Origin of the sequence: Microvirga sp. 2MCAF35 (genome assembly GCF_052115545.1) — a bacterium.
GTDB lineage: Bacteria > Pseudomonadota > Alphaproteobacteria > Rhizobiales > Beijerinckiaceae > Microvirga.
In genome coordinates this window covers 160905-180609 of the sequence record NZ_JBFRGW010000001.1, presented here as the reverse complement: position 1 = coordinate 180609, position 19705 = coordinate 160905, and the positions used below count along the sequence as shown (strand labels likewise).

Below are 19705 nucleotides of genomic sequence, written 5' to 3'. Positions count from 1 at the left end.
CGCAACCGACCTTACAGAATCACGTCATAGCATCGCTATAACCTATCCGATCAATGGCCGTTACGGAAGCTTGATCAGCGCCTGAGAGACAAGGGATTGTCCGAGAGCGCCGCCGCGTCGGGGGCGTCAACAGCCGGGCGCCCGAGAAAGGCGTTCCAGAGCTTCTCCACTATCTCGCGTTCCAGATCGTCCACGATGAAGACGATGCGGCTGCGACGATCATCGCTCGGCCAGCGCGGCAACACGGCGGGAACGTGGATCACGTGCTGCACGCCGTGAATGACCACCGGGTGCTCGGGATCCTCGGCCAGGGCCACGAGTCCTTTCACACGCAGCAGTTTCGCGCCCTGGGACGAGCGCAGGAGATCAAGGAACATGTCGAGCGTGCCCTGCCGGATCGGCTCGTTGCTGGTGAGGCAGAAGGCGCGGATCTTTTCGTCGTGCCGATTCACGTCGTGATGATGATGGTGATGATCGTGGCCGTGATGGTGATGGCTGTGCTGATGGGCGTGGCTCTCGCGCTCCGCCTCCTCCACGGCCTCCGTCTTCAGCCATTGGGCCACATCGGCGATCTTGCCGTCGAGGCCGAAGAGGCCGCCTGAGATGACCGCTTCGGCCGGCGCATCCGCCTCCAGGAGAGCGGCACCCGGATTGAGCTGGTGCAGCCGCTCGCGCAGCCGCTCGAGGCTCCGCCGATCCTCGACGAGATCGGTCTTGGCGATGACGATCCGCTCGGCAACGGCGGCCTGCTTCACGGCCTCCCGATGCATGTCCAGAGTGGTGTCTGCGTTAACGGCATCGACCACCGTCACCACGCCGTCCACCGCGTAGCGCATGGACAGATAGGGATGGTAGAGCACCGCATGGAGGATCGGCGCCGGGTCGGCGAGGCCCGTGGTCTCGATGATCACGCGCTTGAACGGCAGGATGCGGTTGTTGTCGCGCTTGCGCAGGAGATCCTCGAGCGTCGCGATGAGATCGCCGCGCACGGTGCAGCAGAGGCATCCGGCAGAGAGCAGCACCATGCCTTCGTCGACGGTCTCCACCAGCAGGTGATCGAGTCCGATCTCGCCGAACTCGTTCATGATGACCACCGTGTCCTGCAGAGCCGGATCCTTCAGGAGCCGGTTGAGCAGCGTCGTTTTCCCGGACCCCAGGAACCCAGTGAGGATGGTGAGCGGGATCGGCGCGGGAGGGGGCATGGTCGTCATTCTATCAATCCACAATCGGCACTGAAGCATCGGGCATGGATTCGGATTCACGTCCGATGCTTCAAGTTTCTGTTTCCCGCATCTTTTCACGCAAAACCGGTGCCCGCTTTTGCGTTCGATGCGCCAGTGCGCCCTTCGGACGTCGTTGCTCCAAGAGAACGTTGGCCATGATGGCGGCCAGCACAAGAGCCCCGCCGGCGATTTGCAGCGGCGCCAGGGTTTCGTTCAGGATGATGGCCGAGGACAGGGCCGCCACCACCGGCTCGGCGCAGAAGATGATTCCGGCCGCCACCGCCGTGATGCGCCCGAGCGCCAGGAACTGCAGGACGAACCCACCGATGTAGCCGGCGATCGTCATCGCGACCGCGAAGGGCGCCAGGGCCAGGATCGATGGCGGCGCCAATTGTCCCGCGGCCAGGCTGATGACGATCGCGGTCGGCAGGATGATCAGCTGAACCCAGAACACCTTCGCCACCACGCCCGTCTTAGGGCAGCGCGCCGCGGTGAAGAACTGGATGGCCGTGATGACGCTGGCCCCGAAGGCGAGGGCGAGGCCGCGCCAGTCGAGATCCGAAAAGGCAGGTCCCACCACCAGGCAGACGCCGAGGGTCGCGACGGCGACGATCCCGACCAGGGCCGGCGTCAGCGGCGTCTTCTCCACGAACGGGCTCGCGAGGACGATGATGATGGGATAGGTGTAGAAGACGACCGCTGCGACCGTCACCGGAATGAAGGCGACGGACGACAGATAGCAGATGCCCTGCAGGGCGCTGGAAATCCCGAGGAGGAGCAGCTTGCCTCTCTCTTCCCGCGCCATGGCGAGCGAGCTTCTCGCGGCAGCCGCTACGATGCCCACCAGCACGAGCATCAGGAAGACCCGATAGACCACGATCGCCGAGCCGCTGGCGCCGGCAAAGGATGCCATACGGGCATAGACGATGTTGAAGCCGTAGAGGCTGGCCGAGGCGAGGGCGAAGAGGAGGCCGGCGGCGGGGGAGGAGGAGCGGGTCATCGGGCACGCGGACTATTCAGGACACCGCACCGTTCGCGCGGATCGATCGCGAAAGCAAGGGCGCAAGAAAAACGCCCGGTCGATGGCCGGGCGTTTCAAAGAGAGTGCCGTCTCACGGATCAATTCGCGACGGATTTGGGCTTCCCATTGGCATCGGCCTTTTGCGGAGCCTTCGCGGCAGGCTTGGAAGCGGGCTTGGCGCTGCCGGACACCGGCTTGACGGCGACACTGGCCCGCGCATGGTCCTTGCCCTTCGCCGTGGCCTTCACGGGCTCCTTGTCGTCCGCTTCCTTATCGTCCGATGCCTTGGCATCGATCTTCTTGGCCGGCGCCTTCTTGGACGCGGTGGCCTTCTTCGCCTTGCGGGCCTGCTCGGCGGCGTCTTCCGCGGCGGCCTGAGCGGCGAGCTCGGCCTCGGACGGAGGATTGAGCCCGATCCAGACGCGCTCCGGCTGAACCGCCGCACGCGGGCCGAGCACGGTGCGCACCGGCTTCTCGGCCGTGTCTCCGGCGAAGGCCATGACCTCGGAAGAGAACAGGTTCGGAATGTTGCTGTCCGTCTCGGCGACGGCCGGGGCGTCTTCTTCCTGCGGCATCGGCCCGCGACGGTCGCAGATGACCGGGCGCATGTCCGGCGGCGTGGTGTTGCTGGAAACCGGGAGGGCCGCGAGCTCCGGATTGGTGAAGTTCACCTTGCTGCTGAAGCCGCGGTCGAACAGTTCGGCCGCCTTGATCGTGCGCTCGTTGGCCGATTGGGCGCCGAGCACGACGGTGATGAGATGACGGCCGTTGCGCGTGGCGCTCGCCACCACGTTGAAGCCGGCCGAGCAGATGAAGCCGGTCTTCATGCCGTCGGCGCCGGCATAGCGGCCGATGAGACCATTCGTGTTGCGCATGATGCGCCGGCCGAACTGAACCGCCCCGATGTCGAACAGATCCCTGTCCTCCGGGAACTCGAGCAGCAGCGCGCGGGCCAGGATCGCCATGTCGCGGGCCGAGGTCTGGTTGCGCTCGTCGGGCAGGCCGTGGGGATTGACGAAATGACTGCTGACCATGCCGAGGCGCTGGGCATGGGCGTTCATCAGATCCGCGAAGCCGTCGATCGAGCCGCCGATATTCTCCGCGATGGTCGCGGCGATGTCGTTCGCGGACTTCACCATCAGGATCTTGAGGGCGTTGTCGAGGCGGATCTGCGTGCCGGGCTTGAAGCCCATCTTGGACGGGGGCAGGGCGGCCGCGCCGTCGGTGACGGTGAGCAGCGTCTCCATGCTCATCTGGCCGGAGCGCACCTTGTCGAGGGCCACATAGGCCGTCATCAGCTTGGTGATCGAAGCCGGAAACCAGGGGTCGGTCGCCCGTTCCGCGTGCAGGACGCGGCCGGATTCGAGTTCAACGACAAGAGCAGGGCCGCCGGCCGCCAGCGCCGAACCGCCGAACAGGGCGGCAAGGGCAAAGGCTGTCGCGCGGAGGGCTCGGCTAACGTTCATGCGGAACGACTCCTTGGCTTCGTCCAACGAAAGGGGAGGATCTCGATCAAGCCCCGCCTGTCGGCTGGGCCATTTGTAGGGCCAATCCCGAGCCTTGGCTAGGCTGGCCGGATTTTTGACAGTTTATACCGCCCTTCTTAACGAAATTCGTGTCAAGACAGTGGCAAGAGCGGCGCGGTTTGAAGATCGATATGACAACATCCCTCCTCTGGATCCCGGTAACCCTGGCGGCGGCAGCGGCCCAGACCGGCCGCAACGCCACGCAGCGGCGCCTGACCGAAACCATCGGAACCGTGGGCGCGACCCAGGTCCGCTTCCTCTACGGCTTCCCTTTCGCCCTCCTGGCGCTGGCGGTGGTGAACCTCGGGACCGGAGAGGTTGTTCCAGGCCCCAATGCGACCTTCCTGGTTTACGCCCTGACCGGGGCGGTCACCCAGATCCTCGCCACGGCCCTCATGCTGGCGGCCATGCGGGAGCGTGCTTTCTCGGTGGTCACGGCCTATACCAAGACCGAGCCGGTCCAGGTGGCCCTGTTCGGGCTGGTGCTCCTGGGAGATCATCTGACGCCGGCCATGGGGCTCGCCATCGCGGTCGCGACCTCGGGGGTTGTGCTCATGTCCGTGAAGCCGGGCACGAGCCTCACCTCCTCGGGCGCGAAGCCGGTTCTCTTCGGCCTCGCCTCGGGCGCCTTCTTCGCCCTGGCGGCCATCGGCTTTCGCGGCGCCATCCTGTCGCTCGACCACGGCTCCCCGCTGATCCGGGCCTCCACGACCCTGGTCTGGGGCCTGGGCCTGCAGACGGCCATTCTCCTGATCTGGCTCGGGATTTTCGACCGCAAGGCCCTGATGGCGAGCTTTGCCGCCTGGCGGCCCTCCCTGGGAGCGGGGTTCCTGGGGGCGCTGGCGTCCCAGTTCTGGTTCATCGGCTTCGCGCTCACGACCGCAGCCAACGTGCGGACGCTCGCCCTCGTCGAAGTCCTGATGGCGCAGGCTGTGTCCCATCGCTTCCTGGCGCAGGCGACGACCCGGCGGGAGCTGGGGGGAATGGCGCTGATCCTCGTGGGCGTGGGTTTGCTGCTCCTTGCGCAACGTTAGCGCATCGTGTGGAAAAGTGGACCCGGTTTTCCGCATCAACGATGCGCTCTTCAAGGAGTGGAGCATCGGATGGATCCCAAAAGTGCAAATCCACTTTTGGGTCCGATGCTCTAGCTTGTCGCTGCGGCAACAGCATGTTAACGAACAACATTACATGATGTTCAATCCCGTTCGGACCCGCTTTCCATGACCAATGCCGCCGTATCCGAGACCGTCCAGCCAGCCTATCGCATTCTCCAGGTCGGCGATCCGGCTCCCTGGTTCAAGCAGAACTCGTCCAGCAATCCGCAGTTCAGCTTCGATACGATCGCCGGGCGCTACATCGTCCTGTGTTTCTATGGGACGGGCTCGGACGACGTCGGCCGGGCGACCCTGGCTTCGTTCCAGGACGAGCACCGCGACCTGTTCGACGACGACAAGGTGGCGATCTTCGGCGTGAGCGTCGATCCGTTGGACGACACGGAGGCCCGGGCCAGGCAGATCGTCCCCGGCATTCGTCATTTCTGGGACTACGACGGCGCCGTCGGGCGCCTCTATGGAGCGCTTCCGCGCAATACGACGCCGGGCCAGTCGGGAATTCCGATCCGCCGCTTCTGGATGGTGCTCAATCCGACCTTGCGCGTGCGTGCCGTCTTCCCGTTCGAACAGGATGGCAGCGACCGGGAGACAGTCATGGCTTACCTGCGGGCGCTTCCGCCGGTGGACCAATTCGCCGGGTTCGAGATCCCCGCTCCCGTGCTCGTCATTCCGGATGTGTTCGAGCCCGAGTTCTGCAGGCACCTGATCGGCCTCTACGAACGGCATGGCGGTGAGGAATCGGGCTTCATGCGCGAGGTCAACGGCAAGACCGTCGCTATCCATGATGCGAGCCACAAAAAGCGCAGGGACTACACCATCGAGGACGAGAACCTGATGCGGCAGGTGCAGCACCGCATCGTCCGCCGCATCAATCCGGAGATCGAGCGGGTGCACTTCTTCAAGCCGACCAGGATGGAGCGCTACATCGTCTCCTGCTACGCGGCGGAGGATGGCGGCCATTTCCGCGCGCATCGCGATAACACGACGAGCGGCACCGCCCACCGTCGCTTCGCGGTCTCCATCAACCTCAATGGCGACTTCGAGGGCGGCGAGGTCAGCTTCCCGGAATACGGGTCGCGCAGCTACAAGGCTCCCCCGGGCGGCGCCGTGGTGTTCTCGTGCCCGCTTCTCCATGCGGTATCGCGTGTGACCGAAGGGCGCCGCTTCGCCTTCCTGCCCTTCCTCTATGACGAGGAAGCCGCCAAGATTCGGGAGGCCAACAACGCCCGTCTCGGCGAGGGCGTGAGCGCCTACAAGGCTTGATCTCGGATTATCGCTCGCCCGCCTTGATCCACTTGTCGACCTTCGGCGGCTCGTAGGCGCGGACCGCCGCGATCAGCGCGGCAGGCTCCTCCTCGACGATCAGCATCGCCCGGTGGATCGGCTTCACGAAGCCGCGCTCGACCACGTCGTCCAGGAAATCGGTCAGCTTGTCGTAGAAGCCGCCGGCATTCAGTAGCGCGCAGGGCTTGCGGTGGTAGCCGAGCTGCGCCCAGGTCCAGACCTCGAACAATTCCTCGAAGGTGCCGAGACCGCCCGGCAGGGCGATGAAGCCGTCGGAGAGCTCCGCCATCAGGGCTTTGCGCTCGTGCATCGAGCCCACCACCCGCAGGTCGCCCAGGGACCGATGGGCGATCTCCTTGTCCACCAGCGCCTGCGGCATTACGCCGATCACGTGGCCGCCCTTTTCAAGGGCCGCATCGGCGACCGCGCCCATAAGGCCGACCGAGGCGCCGCCATAGACCAACTCGATTCCCTGGACTGCCAAGGTCTCGCCGAGCGACCGGGCCACCGCGAAATAAATCGGATCCTGGCCGCTGCTGGAGCCACAGAAGACACACAGGCGCATGGGACTTTCCTTCGTGATTCGCTTAAGCCACCGATGAACGACAGGAATGGGCCGGGCTCAAGACCTTCAAGCAGAACTGAGCATCCGAAGTCCGACTTGCTGAAGGCCGCAAAGAGGGCCACCTTGTTGTCCAACAACACGATCCCCGAGGAGACATCCATGACTGCCTGCATCGTCGGCTGGGCCCATACCCCCTTCGGCAAGCTCGACACCGAGTCGGTCGAAAGCCTGATCGTCCGCGTCGCCAACGAGGCGCTGGATCATGCGGGCCTCGGCCCCGAGGATGTGGACGAGGTGGTGCTCGGCCATTTCAATGGCGGCTTCTCGGCCCAGGACTTCACCGCCTCCCTGGTGTTCCAGGCCAGCGACAGATTCCGGTTCAAGCCGGCGACCCGGGTCGAGAATGCCTGCGCGACCGGTTCGGCCGCCGTGCACCAGGCGATCAAGACCATCGAGGCAAGGCGGGCCAAGACCGTACTGGTAGTCGGCGTGGAGCAGATGACGAAGACGCCGGGGCCGGAGATCGGCAATATCCTGCTCAAGGCCTCCTACCTGCCGGAGGACGGCGGCACGCCCGGTGGGTTCGCCGGCGTGTTCGGCAAGATCGCCGGGGCCTATTTCCAGCGCCATGGCGACCAGTCCGATGCGCTTGCCCTGATCGCGGCCAAGAACCACAAGAACGGCGTCGACAATCCTTATGCGCAGATGCGCAAGGATCTGGGCTTCGATTTCTGCCGAGCGGAGAGCGAGAAGAACCCTTACGTCGCCGGTCCCCTTAAGCGCACCGATTGCTCGCTCGTCTCCGACGGTGCTGCCGCCCTGGTCCTGGCCGATACCGAGACGGCGCTTCGGATGAAGCGCGCGGTGGCCTTCCGGGCCACGGCCCATGCGCAGGATTTCCTGCCCATGTCGAAGCGCGACATCGTCCAGTTCGAGGGCTGCGCGGAAGCCTGGCGGCGGGCCTTGGATCAGGCGGGGATTCAGCTGACGGATCTCTCCTTCGTCGAGACCCACGACTGCTTCACCATCGCGGAACTCATCGAGTACGAGGCCATGGGCCTGACGGCGCCTGGGCAGGGCGCGATCGCCGTCAAGGAAGGCTGGACGAACCGCGACGGCAGGCTGCCTGTGAACCCCTCCGGCGGCCTGAAAGCGAAGGGCCATCCCATCGGCGCCACGGGCGTGTCCATGCATGCGCTCTCGGCCATGCAGCTCTGCGAGGAAGCCGGCGGCATCCAGGTGAAGAATCCGACACTCGGCGGTATCTTCAACATGGGCGGCGCGGCCGTGGCCAATTACGTGAGCGTGCTTGAGCGGATCAAGTAGCGAAGCCGTAGGGCTGCGTCGCTTCGGAGTCGTCGACCGGTAGTAATACCCTCTACGTCATCACCGGCCTTGTGCCGGTGATCTCGATTCTATTAGGCATCGAGCCCTTCAGTATCGGGATGGCCGGCACAAGGCCGGCCAAGGCGCCGGGGAGAGTGTCACTCCCCCGGCGCCTTGGCCTGAATCGCCAAGGCGTGCAGCCCCCTGTCGAAGGCACCTTTCAAGACCTCGTTCACGAGCCTGTGGCGCTCCACCCGGCTCTTGCCGGAGAAGGATTCCGACACGATATAAACCTGGAAATGAGTTGCCCCGCCTTCCCGCCACCCGGCATGGCCGTGATGCTTTTCTGATTCGTCGATGACGTTCAGGTCGGTCGGCTGCAGGCTCTCCTGCAAAGTTTGTGTGATCCAATGCTGAAGGGTCATGCTGATTTGTAAAACCTTTTTGAACGGGTCTGCGGCGAAAAGCGTTCAGGCCTTGGCTCAAGGCCCCAAGCCACTCATAATCACTGAATCATGGATCTCAACTCGCCTCTTTTCGACCGTATCCGGATCAAGCCTTCCTGCGAAGAGCCGCAGGAGACCAAGGGACCCGTCTGCGAACATCCAACCTGCAAGGCGGCGGGAGAATTCCGCGCGCCCAAGGGGCGGGACCGGGAAGGCCAGTACTGGCGCTTCTGCCTCCAGCATGTGCGCGAATACAACGCCTCGTACAATTATTTCGCCGGCATGTCGGATTCGGCCGTTGCGGCCTTCCAGAAGGATTCCATCATCGGCCACCGCCCGACCTGGACCATGGGCATGAACGCGTCCGGCGAGGAGCGCGAGGCGAAAGCCGAACCGCGGGACTGGGGCTATGTCGATCCCCTCGGGATCCTCAAGGGCGAGGATTTCACCCAGGCCCGGACCAGTCGGGCCCGGCCCGAGCCGAAGCGTCCGCGCTACAGCGGGGCGGTGCGCCGCGCGCTCGACATCCTCGGGCTCGACGAGACCGCCGACGGACCCGCGATCAAGGCCCAGTACAAGTCGCTGGTGAAGCGCTTCCATCCGGATGCCAACGGGGGCGACCGATCCTTCGAGGAGCGTCTGCGCGACATCATCAAGGCGCACGATGCCCTCAAGAGCGCCGGCCTTTGCTGAGAACGGTATCCTTTTAGGCAAGGCAGCCAAGCGCATTAGGAAATTGCGCCATTCCGTCATGGGGGTTAAGAAGCCCGTGACGTTTTCGAGACACACTTCAAAGACCGAGAGGCCCCTATGACGGCACAAACCGAGACAGCGACCCTTCTGCCTGATATGAAGGTGTCCGTGCGACAGGTCTTCGGGATCGACTCGGATCTGGAGGTTCCAGCCTTCTCGCAGGCCGAGGGGCATGTGCCCGATCTCGACCCGGACTATCTCTTCGACCGGGATACGACGCTCGCGATCCTGGCAGGCTTCGCGCGCAACCGCCGCGTCATGATCACGGGCTATCACGGCACCGGCAAGTCGACCCATATCGAGCAGGTGGCGGCCCGCCTCAACTGGCCCTGCGTGCGCGTGAACCTGGACAGTCACGTGTCGCGTATCGATCTCGTCGGCAAGGACGCCATCGTGCTGCAGGAAGGCAAGCAGGTCACCGCCTTCCAGGACGGCATCCTGCCCTGGGCCCTCCAGAACAACGTGGCGCTCGTGTTCGACGAATACGACGCGGGCCGCCCTGACGTAATGTTCGTGATCCAGCGCGTGCTGGAGCAGTCGGGCAAGCTCACTCTGCTGGATCAGAAGCGCGTGATCCGGCCTCACCCGGCCTTCCGCCTCTTCGCTACCGCCAACACGGTGGGCCTCGGCGACACCTCTGGCCTCTATCACGGCACGCAGCAGATCAACCAGGGCCAGATGGACCGCTGGTCCATCGTCACGACGCTCAACTACCTGCCGCACGACAAGGAGGTGGACATCGTCCTCTCCAAGGCGAAGCACTACCAGGAGGATGCGTCCGGCCGGGACATCGTCAACAAGATGGTGCGCGTGGCCGACCTCACCCGCTCGGCCTTCATGAACGGCGATCTCTCGACCGTCATGAGCCCGCGTACGGTGATCACCTGGGCCGAGAACGCCGAGATCTTCGGCGATACGGGCTTCGCCTTCCGCGTGACGTTCCTCAACAAGTGCGACGAGCTCGAGCGCGCCCTCGTGGCCGAGTTCTATCAGCGCTCCTTCGGCAAGGAACTGCCGGAGAGCGCCGTGAATATGGTGCTGAGCTAATCAACGATCAGGCATCCTCATCCTGAGGAGCGTAGCGTCTCGAAGGACGAGGATGCCGGGTCCAGAGTTCTCTGGAAACACCCTCATCCTTCGAGACGGCCTATGGCCTCCTCAGGATGAGGGCTTATCGGAAGCGACAGGCAAAAATGTCCATCTCGAACCGCAAGCCGGGTGAGAAGAAGGAAGCGCCGGCGGAGCCGCTGAAGCGCTCGATCGCCGGCACCATGAAGGCGATCGCCCGCAAGCCCGACCTCGAGGTCGCCTACGCGTCCGACCGTCCGGTGCTCATGGGGCAGGACAAGGCGCGCCTGCCGGAGCCGCCCCGGCGGCTGACCTCGCAGGACGTGGCGATCCTGCGCGGCAATGCCGATGCCATGGCGCTGCGGCTGGCCTGCCACGATACCACCCTTCACCGGAAGCTCGCCCCCGAGGGCCAGGCCGCCCGCGCGGTGTTCGACGCGGTCGAGCAGGCGCGCGTGGAATCCCTCGGCTCGCGGCGCATGGCCGGCATCTCGTCCAACATCTCGGCCATGCTGGAGGATCGCTACCACCGCGGCGGCAAGTACGAGGAGATCACCGACCGGGCCGATGCGCCGCTCGAGGATGCTCTCGCCCTCATGGTACGCGAGCGCCTGACCGGTGAGAAGCCGCCCGCATCGGCCGCCAAGATCGTCGATCTCTGGCGTGATTTCATCGAGGACCGCGCCGGGCACGATCTCGACGGCCTGCTCAAGAACATCGAGAACCAGCGCAGCTTCGCCCGCAACATCCGCGACATGCTCTCCTCCCTCGACATGGCCGACGAGGCGGCTCTCGATTCCGAGGACGAGGAGGACGAGGACGAGAACGAATCCGAGGAGCAGGAGCAGCAGGGCGAGGGCGAGTCCGAGCAGGAGAGCCAAGGCGACCGGGCCGAGGTGGAAACCAGCGAGGATTCGAGCGACGAGATGGAGGACGGCGCGACGGAAGAGTCCGATGGTCCTTCCGGCGAGATGCCCGAGGAATCCGAGGAAGCGGATTCGGAGGATGCCGGCGAATCCTGGCGTCCACCCTCGCGCTCCAACGAGGCCCGCGGGCCCGACTACAAGGCTTATACCAGCAAGTTCGACGAGATCATCCACGCGGAGGATCTCTGCGACGCGGACGAACTCACGCGCCTTCGCGCCTATCTCGACAAGCAGCTCGCCCATCTGCAGGGCGTGGTCGGGCGTCTGGCGAACCGTCTGCAGCGCCGCCTGATGGCGCAGCAGAACCGGTCCTGGGAGTTCGACCTCGAGGAGGGCACCCTCGATCCCGCACGCCTGCCGCGCATCGTTATGGACCCGTTCCAGCCCCTGAGCTTCAAGCAGGAGCAGGACACGAACTTCCGCGACACGGTGGTGACGCTGCTTCTCGACAATTCCGGCTCCATGCGCGGGCGCCCGATCACCGTCGCGGCTACCTGCGCGGACATTCTCGCGCGCACGCTGGAGCGCTGCGGCGTGAAGGTCGAGATTCTCGGCTTCACCACCCGCGCCTGGAAGGGCGGACAGTCCCGCGAGATGTGGCTGCAGAACGGCAAGCCGGCCAATCCCGGCCGCCTGAACGACCTGCGCCATATCATCTACAAGTCGGCGGATGCGCCCTGGCGCCGCGCGCGCAAGAACCTCGGCCTGATGATGCGCGAGGGCCTGCTGAAGGAGAACATCGACGGCGAAGCGCTCGATTGGGCGCATAAGCGACTTCTCGGCCGCCCCGAGCAGCGCCGCATCCTGATGGTGATCTCGGATGGTGCGCCGGTGGACGACTCGACCCTGTCGGTCAATCCCGGCAACTATCTCGAGCGGCATCTGCGCTTCATCATTGAGGAGATTGAGACCCGCTCTCCCGTGGAGCTCATCGCCATCGGCATCGGCCACGACGTGACGCGCTATTACCGCCGCGCGGTGACCATCGTCGATGCGGAGGAACTCGGTGGCGTCATGACCGAAAAGCTCGCGGAGCTGTTCGAGGAGAATGCCGCGCCCCCGTCCCGCGGTGCACCCCGCCGCAGGGCCGTCGCTTGAGGCTGACCCGGCGCAACTTCCTGATCGGCGGCGGTGCGGCCGCCGCGACCATGGCCTGCACGGGCGTTGCTCTGGCGCAGCGACCGCAAGCCTTCAGGGGCGCAACCTCCATCGACGTGGAGGCGCGACCGATCAGCCGCCTCTCCACCACCGATCCCGATCGCTCCCGCTTCGGCGCCCTGATGTTCCGCTCCGGGGTCGATCTGCGCTCGCGGGTCTCGGCCTTCGGAGGCTTCTCCGGTCTGTGGCGCTCGCCCGACGGGCAGGACCTCATCGCGCTGGCCGACAACGCCCAGGTGCTGAAAGCCCGGGTCGAGACATCCGACGGTCGGCTCTCGGGCCTGTCGAACCCGGTGCTGTCTCCCCTGATCCTGAGCAACGGGGTGCCGTTGCGGCGTTCGCGTTATTACGACACGGAGAGCTTCGCGCTTGCAGGCAATGCCGCCTATGTCGGCGTCGAGCGCAACCATGCGGTGATCAAGTTCGAGCGCACGGATTCCGGCAGCATCATCCGCGGCGTCCCCATTCCCGTGCCGGAGGCGGTGAAGGATCTGCCGAGCAACGGCGGCCTGGAGGCTCTCGGCGTCGCGCCCCGGCGCTCGCCCTTGAACGGGGCGCTCGTGGGGATCGCGGAAGGCGGCAGCGGCTTCATCCTGACGGGTCCGCGCCAGGGCACCTTCGAGATCGTTCTCTCCGGCGGCTATGCGGTGACCGATCTTGCCTTCCTGCCCGAAGGCGACGCCGTGCTCCTGGAGCGCCGGTTCTCGCTTTTCGGCTTTTTCGGCTGCCGCCTTCGCCGCATCGAGGCGGCGGCGCTGAAGGCTGGGGCCAGCGTAGACGGTGCTGTTCTCTACGAGAGCGAAGCCTCGCATCAGGTCGACAACATGGAGGGGTTGGCGATCCATAAGGAAGGTCGCGATACCGTTCTTTCCCTGATCTCGGACGACAATTTCAGCTCGCTGCAGAAAACCGTACTGCTCGAATTCTCCCTTCTCGGCTGAGCCTGCCTTACGAATGGGCATTCGCCTTTTTTCTCATCGTTCTTTGCCGCTTCTATCCCTTCGTCGTGCTTGAAGCCTCAGGTTTCGCGCTACTAAGCTCCCTTCATGCGGGCCCGCTGCCAATCTTTGCGCCGGGTGTCCGCCTTCGAGGCTTGAGGAGATCCGGTGGCGGCACGGGCGGTCTTCGACGAGATGAGCGGCCATGACGGCCAGAGCAGGGATGCCTACCGGGTTCTCCAGGACTGGCTGAAATCCGCCCCGCCACAACTGCTGGAACATCGCCGCGAGGAAGCGGAACTCTTCTTCCGCAGGGTCGGCATCACCTTCGCGGTCTACGGCAACACGGAAGCCGAAGAGCGGCTGATTCCCTTCGACATCATCCCGCGCATCCTGTCGGGCAAGGAATGGAAGCGGCTCTCTCAGGGCCTCGAACAGCGCGTGAAGGCGCTCAACCTGTTCCTTAAGGACATCTACGGACCGCGGGAGATCCTGCGCGCCGGAATCATTCCGCCGGAACTCGTCTATCTCAATCCCTATTACCGCCCGCAGATGCACGGGCTGTCCCTGAACAGCGACATCTACGTGCAGGTGGCGGGGATCGACATCGTCCGGGTCGACGACCAGGATTTCTACGTACTCGAGGATAACCTGCGCACGCCGTCCGGCGTCTCCTACATGCTGGAGAACCGGGAGGTGATGATGCGCCTCTTCCCCGAACTCGTGGGCATGCAGCGCATCCGGCCCATCGAGAACTATGTGGACGAGCTTCTTGGCACCCTCAAATCCGTCGCGCCGGCGTCGAGCCCGTGGGAACCGACCGTGGTTCTCCTCACGCCCGGTTCGCTGAATTCCGCCTATTACGAGCACAGCTTCCTGGCCGACCGCATGGGCGTCGAGCTGGTCGAAGGGCGCGATCTCTTCGTGCGCGACGAGATGGTCTACATGCGTACGACCGAGGGGCCGAAGCGCGTCGACGTGATCTACAGCCGCATCGACGATGACTTCCTCGACCCGCTCGTCTTCCGTCCCGATTCCGCTCTCGGCGTGCCGGGTCTGATCGCCGCTTACCGGGCGGGCAACGTCGCCATCGCGAATGCGCCCGGAACGGGCGTTGCCGACGACAAGGCCATGTACTCCTACGTGCCCGACATCGTGCGCTTCTACATGGGCGAGGAGCCGATCCTGAAGAACGTGCCGACCTGGCGCTGCCGCGAGCAGGAGGCTTTGTCCTACGTGCTCGACAACCTGCACGAACTCGTCGTGAAGGAAGTCAACGGCTCGGGCGGCTACGGCATGCTGGTGGGGCCGCATGCGAGCGCGCAGGCGCGTGAGCATTTCAAGGCCCGGATCCTCGCCAATCCGGACAATTACATCGCCCAGCCGACACTCGCCCTCTCGACGAGCCCGATCTTCACCGAGAAGGGGCTGGCGCCGCGCCACGTGGATCTGCGCCCCTTCGTGCTGACGGGCCGCGACGGGGTCAGGCTCGTGCCCGGCGGTCTGACCCGGGTGGCGCTGACGGAGGGGTCGCTGGTAGTCAATTCGAGCCAGGGCGGCGGAACCAAGGATACCTGGGTGCTGAGTGAATGAGCGGGAGCGTTTCGCGTGCTGAGTCGTGATGCCGACAGCCTCTATTGGCTCTCCCGCTACGTGGAGCGGGCCGAGAACACGGCGCGCATCCTCGATGTCGCCTATCGCATGGCGTCGATGCCGATCTCCTATAACGGCGTCGAGACCAATGAATGGGAATCCGCCCTCATCACGGCCGGCGGGATCGATCAGTTTCGCGCCGTTTATGGGGATGCGACTCCGGAGAACGTGATCGAGTTCCTGGCCTTCTCCGAGGCCAATCCGTCGAGCATCCAGAGCAGCTTCGACACGGCGCGGCAGAATGCCCGCTCCGTCCGGTCCGCGCTGACCTCCGAGATGTGGGAGGCGATCAACTCCGCTTGGCTGGACCTGCGCCGTTTCCGCTCGAAGAAGATTAATGTCGAGGATCTTCCCCGTTTCCTGAACCTCGTGAAGGAAGCCTCGCTTCGTTACGATGGATCCGCCATGCGCACCATGCTGCGCAACGACGCCTATTGGTTCTCGCGGCTCGGCGTCTATATCGAGCGCGCCGACAACACCGCGCGGGTGCTGGACGTGAAATATCACGTGCTCCTGCCGCAGGACGCGGCGGTGGGCGGCGGCATCGATTACTATCAATGGGCCGCCATCCTGCGCTCGGTCTCGGCGCTGGTGAGCTATCAATGGGTCTATCACCAGAACCTGCGGCCCTGGCTCGTGGCGGATCTCCTGATCCTGCGCGAGGAGATGCCGCGCTCGCTCGCCGCCTGCTACGCGTTCCTGTCCCGCCACCTCGACGACATCTCTCATCGTTACGGAACGTCAGGCGCAGCGCAACGGCAGGCGCGGGCGACCCATGCCCGCCTTGCGAACCAGAACATCGAGGATATCTTCCAGCACGGGCTGCACGAGTTCCTGCAGGACTTTCTTGCCGAGAACAACCGGCTCGGGCAGGCCATCACGAACCAGTATCTCGGCTGACCCATGCGCATCCGCATCACCCACGAGACGGTCTACCACTACAGCGAGCCAGCCAAGTCGGCGATCCAGCTCCTGCGTCTGACGCCGCGCGGCTGCGACAGCCAGACGGTCCTGTCCTGGAACATCGACATGGACGGCGATGCCAGGCTGATGCGCCGGGAGGACTGGTACGGCAACATCATCCACAGCCTGTCCGTGTCAGGTCCGGTGAGCCAGATCACCCTGCATGTGTCCGGGGAAATCGAGACCACGGATACGGCTGGGATCATCAGGGGAGGGGTCGAGCGCTTTCCGGAGGTCTTCTACCTGCGGGAGACCGCCCTTTCCCGGGCCGATGCCGCCATTCGCGAATTCGCGGAGCTCACGGCAGGCCGCTTCACCAATCCGCTCGACCAGGCCCACGCGCTCCTGAGCGCCATCCCCGAGCGCCTGCGCTTCGACACGCAGGCCACCAGCGCCACGACCACGGGCGCGGACGCTTTCGCGGCCGGTCATGGGGTCTGCCAGGATTTCACCCATGTTTTCCTGAGCGCGGCGCGGATCTTGAAGATCCCGGCCCGCTACGTCTCGGGCTATCTGCACAAGCCCGGAGAGGTCGAACAGGAGGCGGGCCATGCCTGGGTCGAAGCCTATATCCCGGATCTCGGCTGGGTGAGTTTCGACCCGGCCAATGCTGTTTCCGCAACGGAACACTACATCCGATTGGCCATCGGACTCGATTATCTTGATGCGGCCCCGGTTCGAGGAAGCTATTACGGTATGACCCGTGAAGCGCTCGACGTTCGTTTGAGGATCGAAAGCGCCCGTCAGTCACAGGCGTAAGAATGGCCTCGACAACAGAGCAACTCGACCAGAAGGCCCCAGGAGGAACCCCCATGACGTATTGTGTCGGCATCCTGGTGCGGGATGGCTTCGTCATGATCGCTGACACGCGCACCAATGCGGGCGTCGACAACATCGCGACCTTCCGCAAGCTGCACCTGTTCGAAAAGCCCGGCGAGCGCGTCATCACGCTGGCGACAGCCGGCAACCTGTCGGCCAGCCAATCCGTCATGTCGCTGCTGACCGAAGGCCTGGAGAATCCTGAGACAGGCGTGGTCGAGACGCTCCTGACGGTGCCCAGCATGTTCAAGGCGGCCCAACTCGTCGGCCGCGCCATCCGCCAGGTTTACGAGGTGGACGGGGTCGAGATCGAAAAGCGCCAGATGACCTTCGACGTGACCATGCTGCTCGGCGGGCAGATCGGATCGAGCCCCATGCGGCTCTATCAGATCTATTCCGCCGGCAATGCCATTGAAGCCACCGTCGATACGCCCTTCCTCCAGATCGGCGAGCCGAAATACGGCAAGCCGATCCTCGACCGGGCGATCTCCCACGGCACCAGCCTCGTCGAGGCCCTGAAGCTCGGCCTCATCTCCATGGATTCGACTCTCAAGTCCAATCTCGGGGTCGGCCTGCCGATCGATATTGTGGTCGCCAAGCGCGATGCCCTGAAGGCGCAGGTCATCTATCGGATTCAAGAGGACGAGCCGTATTTTCGGGATCTGCGCGAGCGCTGGTCCGCCGCTTTGCGCGCGGCCCATCAGGCCATTCCTCATCCGCCTTATGCGGAAGAGGTTCTCTGACCGAAGATCATCGGCAAGACAGCCGCCCCAATTCGAACGACGACGGCTCAAGCGGTCCGGTGATGATGCTTCGCCTCGGAGCGCATGAGCTTCAGGACCGCCCCATAGGGGGCAATCGCGATCGCCGCGAGCGCGAGCTTCACCAGATAGTCGGCCACCGCCAGATTGGTCCAGGGCAGGGCGATGCACTGATCCGCGATGCCGGCATGTCCGAGCGCGTCGCTGATGGTGAGGCCGAGGCCCGGGACCACGCCGCAATAGAAGGCGAAGGAGAAGAAGATCGCCGTGTCGAGGCCCGACGAGATGACGGAGGACACGAAGGGCGGCATCCACCAGGCATGGCCGCGCAGGCGGAAGAAGATCTGGATGTCGAGAAGCTGGGCTACCAGGAAGGCCGCGCCCGAGGCGATCGCGATGCGGGGCGACGCGAGAATGACCGACAGAACCACCGCCAGCGCGAAGCCGGCATAGACCACCCGGCGGGCGCCTTTGGGGCCGAAGCGCCGGTTCGACAGGTCGGTGACCAGGAACGAGAACGGATAGCTGAAGGCACCCCAGGTCAGGTAGTTGTCCAGGCCGAGGTGCTGGAAGGGATATTGGACCAGGATGTTCGACGAGAGGACGACGAGGGTCATCGCCGCAAGGGCAATGAGAAAGTCGCGGCGGTCGAGCTTTGTCATCATCGGCCTCTCTTGAGCCAACAGCTAAGGCTTGATCCAATGCAAAACGGGCGGCACCGAGGCCGCCCGCAAAGCCGATTCACTGGCGATCGGAGATCAGCTCGCAGCGGCGAGCTTCTTCTCGATCTCGCGCTTCACAGCGAGGGCGGTGGTGGAGAGCTCTCCAGCCTTGGCCTTGGCCAGGAAGGCGTCGAGGCCGCCGCGATGCTCGACCGAGCGGAGCGCATTGGCGGAGACGCGCAGGCGCACGGAGCGCTGCAGGGTGTCAGACTGGAGCGTGACGTTGCAGAGGTTCGGCAGGAACTTCCGCTTCGTCTTGCGGTTCGAGTGGCTCACCAGGTGGCCACTCAGCACGGCCTTGCCGGTCAGTTCGCAACGGCGCGACATGGGTTCAATCCTATTCGTCTATGAAGGGTCGCGACCTCGAATTCGCGGGTTTGCCTGATCGCAGATCCCACGCGGCCGGACACCAGAAGTCCTTGGAAGGTGCGAGCCTATAGGCCAAAAAAGGGGAGGACGTCAAGAAAGGTGAGACATCGCATCTCGTTTTTTTGAAGCGACGTGGTCATGATTTATTCCGAATCACGTGCGATGCAACGGAATAGACTATCAGGATAGCCTTCATGCGCCTCATCGCCTCAGCTCTCGTGACCGTGGCCTTTGCCGGATCGGGCTCGCTCGCGCAAGCCCAGACCGCGCCGGGCCAGACCCTGAAAGTGAGCTACGACATCACTCTGGCCGGCCTGCCCCTGGGTAAGGCGGACCTGTCGTCGTCCTTCAAGGGAACGAAGTACGAACTGGAAGGCCGGGCGAAGCTGACCGGGCTCGCCATGATCCTGACCGGGGGCCGGGGCGAGGCCAATGCGTCCGGCACCCTGGACGGCGACGCCCCGCCCCGCTCGAACAACTTTTCCGTGGTGTCGAAGACCTCCGACAGCCAGCGCGTCGTCCGCATGGGAATCAAGAGCGGCCGGGTGGCCCAGGTCGAGATCGATCCACCCCTGGAGCCGAAGCCCGACCGGGTTCCCGTCAAGGCGGCCGACAAGAACGGCGTGGTCGACCCCATGAGCGCCCTGCTCATGCCGGCCATGGCGTCGAAGAGCCTCACCGACCCGGCCAATTGCGACCGGACCCTTCCGGTTTTCGACGGCGCCTCCCGCATGAACGTGGTCCTCTCCTATGCAGAGACGAAGAAGGTGGAGGTGCCGGGCTATTCCGGCCCTGTCCTCGTCTGCAACGCCCGCTACGTGCCGATCTCCGGCCACAGGAGCGAGCGTCCGGGCACCAAGTTCATGCAGGACAACAAGGACATGTCCGTCTGGCTGGCGCCCGTCGAGGGGCCGCGCGTGCTGTTTCCGGTCAAGGTCTCCGTGCGCACCATGATCGGCATGGGCGAGATGCAGGCCTCCCTCTGGTCCCTGGAGGACGGCAAATCGCCTGCCCCGGCCCGCAAGGCCATGAAGGCCGACGAGACCGTGAAGGCCGAGGCCATTCAGTAAGT

At 64.5% G+C, this 19705-nt stretch carries 19 protein-coding genes; 12 read left to right on the top strand and 7 right to left on the bottom strand.

The features are described from left to right. Positions 1 to 74: 74 nt before the first annotated feature. The 3 genes from AB4097_RS00825 to AB4097_RS00815 form a co-directional block, all read right to left on the bottom strand. Positions 75 to 1211 carry a CobW family GTP-binding protein gene (locus AB4097_RS00825; protein WP_442036283.1) on the bottom strand — a complete coding sequence of 379 codons (1137 nt, stop codon included), beginning with the start codon at positions 1209 to 1211 and terminating at the stop codon, positions 75 to 77. A 61-nt stretch (positions 1212 to 1272) separates the two neighbouring features. Continuing rightward, positions 1273 to 2223 carry a DMT family transporter gene (locus AB4097_RS00820; protein WP_442036281.1) on the bottom strand — a complete coding sequence of 317 codons (951 nt, stop codon included), beginning with the start codon at positions 2221 to 2223 and terminating at the stop codon, positions 1273 to 1275. Positions 2224 to 2342: 119 nt separating this feature from the next. Next, positions 2343 to 3710, bottom strand: a complete 1368-nt coding sequence (locus AB4097_RS00815; RefSeq protein WP_442036279.1) for a D-alanyl-D-alanine carboxypeptidase family protein — start codon at positions 3708 to 3710, stop codon at positions 2343 to 2345. A 191-nt stretch (positions 3711 to 3901) separates the two neighbouring features. On the opposite strand from AB4097_RS00815, the gene AB4097_RS00810 reads away from it, so the two are divergent. Together AB4097_RS00810 and AB4097_RS00805 are read left to right on the top strand one after the other, a co-directional pair. Then, positions 3902 to 4804: an EamA family transporter gene (locus AB4097_RS00810; RefSeq protein ID WP_442036277.1), complete on the top strand. Its 903-nt coding sequence runs from the start codon at positions 3902 to 3904 to the stop codon at positions 4802 to 4804. Positions 4805 to 4990: 186 nt separating this feature from the next. Beyond that, positions 4991 to 6145 (top strand): redoxin domain-containing protein, encoded by a 1155-nt coding sequence (locus AB4097_RS00805; protein ID WP_442036275.1) that lies wholly within the window; start codon positions 4991 to 4993, stop codon positions 6143 to 6145. Between the two features lie 7 nt (positions 6146 to 6152). Here AB4097_RS00805 and AB4097_RS00800 read toward each other — a convergent pair whose 3' ends face one another. Further along, positions 6153 to 6731, bottom strand: coding sequence for a TIGR00730 family Rossman fold protein (locus AB4097_RS00800; RefSeq protein WP_442036273.1), 579 nt, complete (start codon positions 6729 to 6731; stop codon positions 6153 to 6155). A gap of 159 nt (positions 6732 to 6890) precedes the next feature. On the opposite strand from AB4097_RS00800, the gene AB4097_RS00795 reads away from it, so the two are divergent. After that, on the top strand, positions 6891 to 8057 hold the full coding sequence (locus tag AB4097_RS00795; RefSeq protein ID WP_442036271.1) for an acetyl-CoA acetyltransferase: 1167 nt from the start codon (positions 6891 to 6893) through the stop codon (positions 8055 to 8057). Between the two features lie 158 nt (positions 8058 to 8215). Here AB4097_RS00795 and AB4097_RS00790 read toward each other — a convergent pair whose 3' ends face one another. Further along, positions 8216 to 8482, bottom strand: a complete 267-nt coding sequence (locus AB4097_RS00790) for a BolA family protein (protein ID WP_442036269.1) — start codon at positions 8480 to 8482, stop codon at positions 8216 to 8218. Positions 8483 to 8572: 90 nt separating this feature from the next. Here AB4097_RS00790 and AB4097_RS00785 point away from each other — a divergent pair, with 90 nt between their 5' ends. The 8 genes from AB4097_RS00785 (at position 8573) to AB4097_RS00750 (ending at position 17524) form a co-directional block, all read left to right on the top strand. Further along, complete coding sequence (locus tag AB4097_RS00785; RefSeq protein ID WP_442036267.1) at positions 8573 to 9196, top strand: J domain-containing protein; 624 nt, start codon at positions 8573 to 8575, stop codon at positions 9194 to 9196. Between the two features lie 117 nt (positions 9197 to 9313). Continuing rightward, a complete protein-coding gene (cobS, locus tag AB4097_RS00780; protein ID WP_262272503.1) occupies positions 9314 to 10303 on the top strand; it encodes a cobaltochelatase subunit CobS in 990 nt (329 codons plus the stop codon). Between the two features lie 146 nt (positions 10304 to 10449). Next, positions 10450 to 12348, top strand: coding sequence for a cobaltochelatase subunit CobT (gene cobT, locus AB4097_RS00775; protein WP_442036264.1), 1899 nt, complete (start codon positions 10450 to 10452; stop codon positions 12346 to 12348). Next, positions 12345 to 13349 carry an esterase-like activity of phytase family protein gene (locus tag AB4097_RS00770; protein ID WP_442036262.1) on the top strand — a complete coding sequence of 335 codons (1005 nt, stop codon included), beginning with the start codon at positions 12345 to 12347 and terminating at the stop codon, positions 13347 to 13349. The genes cobT and AB4097_RS00770 overlap by 4 nt, the downstream gene beginning before the upstream one ends. 192 nt (positions 13350 to 13541) lie before the next feature. Further along, positions 13542 to 14939, top strand: coding sequence for a circularly permuted type 2 ATP-grasp protein (locus AB4097_RS00765; RefSeq protein ID WP_442036388.1), 1398 nt, complete (start codon positions 13542 to 13544; stop codon positions 14937 to 14939). A 15-nt stretch (positions 14940 to 14954) separates the two neighbouring features. Continuing rightward, positions 14955 to 15899, top strand: a complete 945-nt coding sequence (locus AB4097_RS00760) for an alpha-E domain-containing protein (protein ID WP_442036260.1) — start codon at positions 14955 to 14957, stop codon at positions 15897 to 15899. Positions 15900 to 15902: 3 nt separating this feature from the next. After that, entirely contained in the window at positions 15903 to 16721 is an 819-nt protein-coding gene (locus tag AB4097_RS00755; protein WP_442036258.1) for a transglutaminase family protein, read from the top strand. 53 nt (positions 16722 to 16774) lie between these two features. Then, a complete protein-coding gene (locus AB4097_RS00750; RefSeq protein WP_442036256.1) occupies positions 16775 to 17524 on the top strand; it encodes a peptidase in 750 nt (249 codons plus the stop codon). A gap of 47 nt (positions 17525 to 17571) precedes the next feature. Here the strand turns inward: AB4097_RS00750 and AB4097_RS00745 are convergent, their stop codons facing one another. Continuing rightward, on the bottom strand, positions 17572 to 18207 hold the full coding sequence (locus AB4097_RS00745; protein WP_442036254.1) for a queuosine precursor transporter: 636 nt from the start codon (positions 18205 to 18207) through the stop codon (positions 17572 to 17574). 93 nt (positions 18208 to 18300) lie between these two features. Continuing rightward, positions 18301 to 18591: a 50S ribosomal protein L28 gene (gene rpmB / locus AB4097_RS00740; RefSeq protein ID WP_009493402.1), complete on the bottom strand. Its 291-nt coding sequence runs from the start codon at positions 18589 to 18591 to the stop codon at positions 18301 to 18303. 236 nt (positions 18592 to 18827) lie between these two features. Between rpmB and AB4097_RS00735 the strand changes: the two genes are divergently transcribed. Next, positions 18828 to 19703, top strand: a complete 876-nt coding sequence (locus AB4097_RS00735; RefSeq protein ID WP_442036251.1) for a DUF3108 domain-containing protein — start codon at positions 18828 to 18830, stop codon at positions 19701 to 19703. The last annotated feature ends 2 nt before the right edge of the window (positions 19704 to 19705 follow it).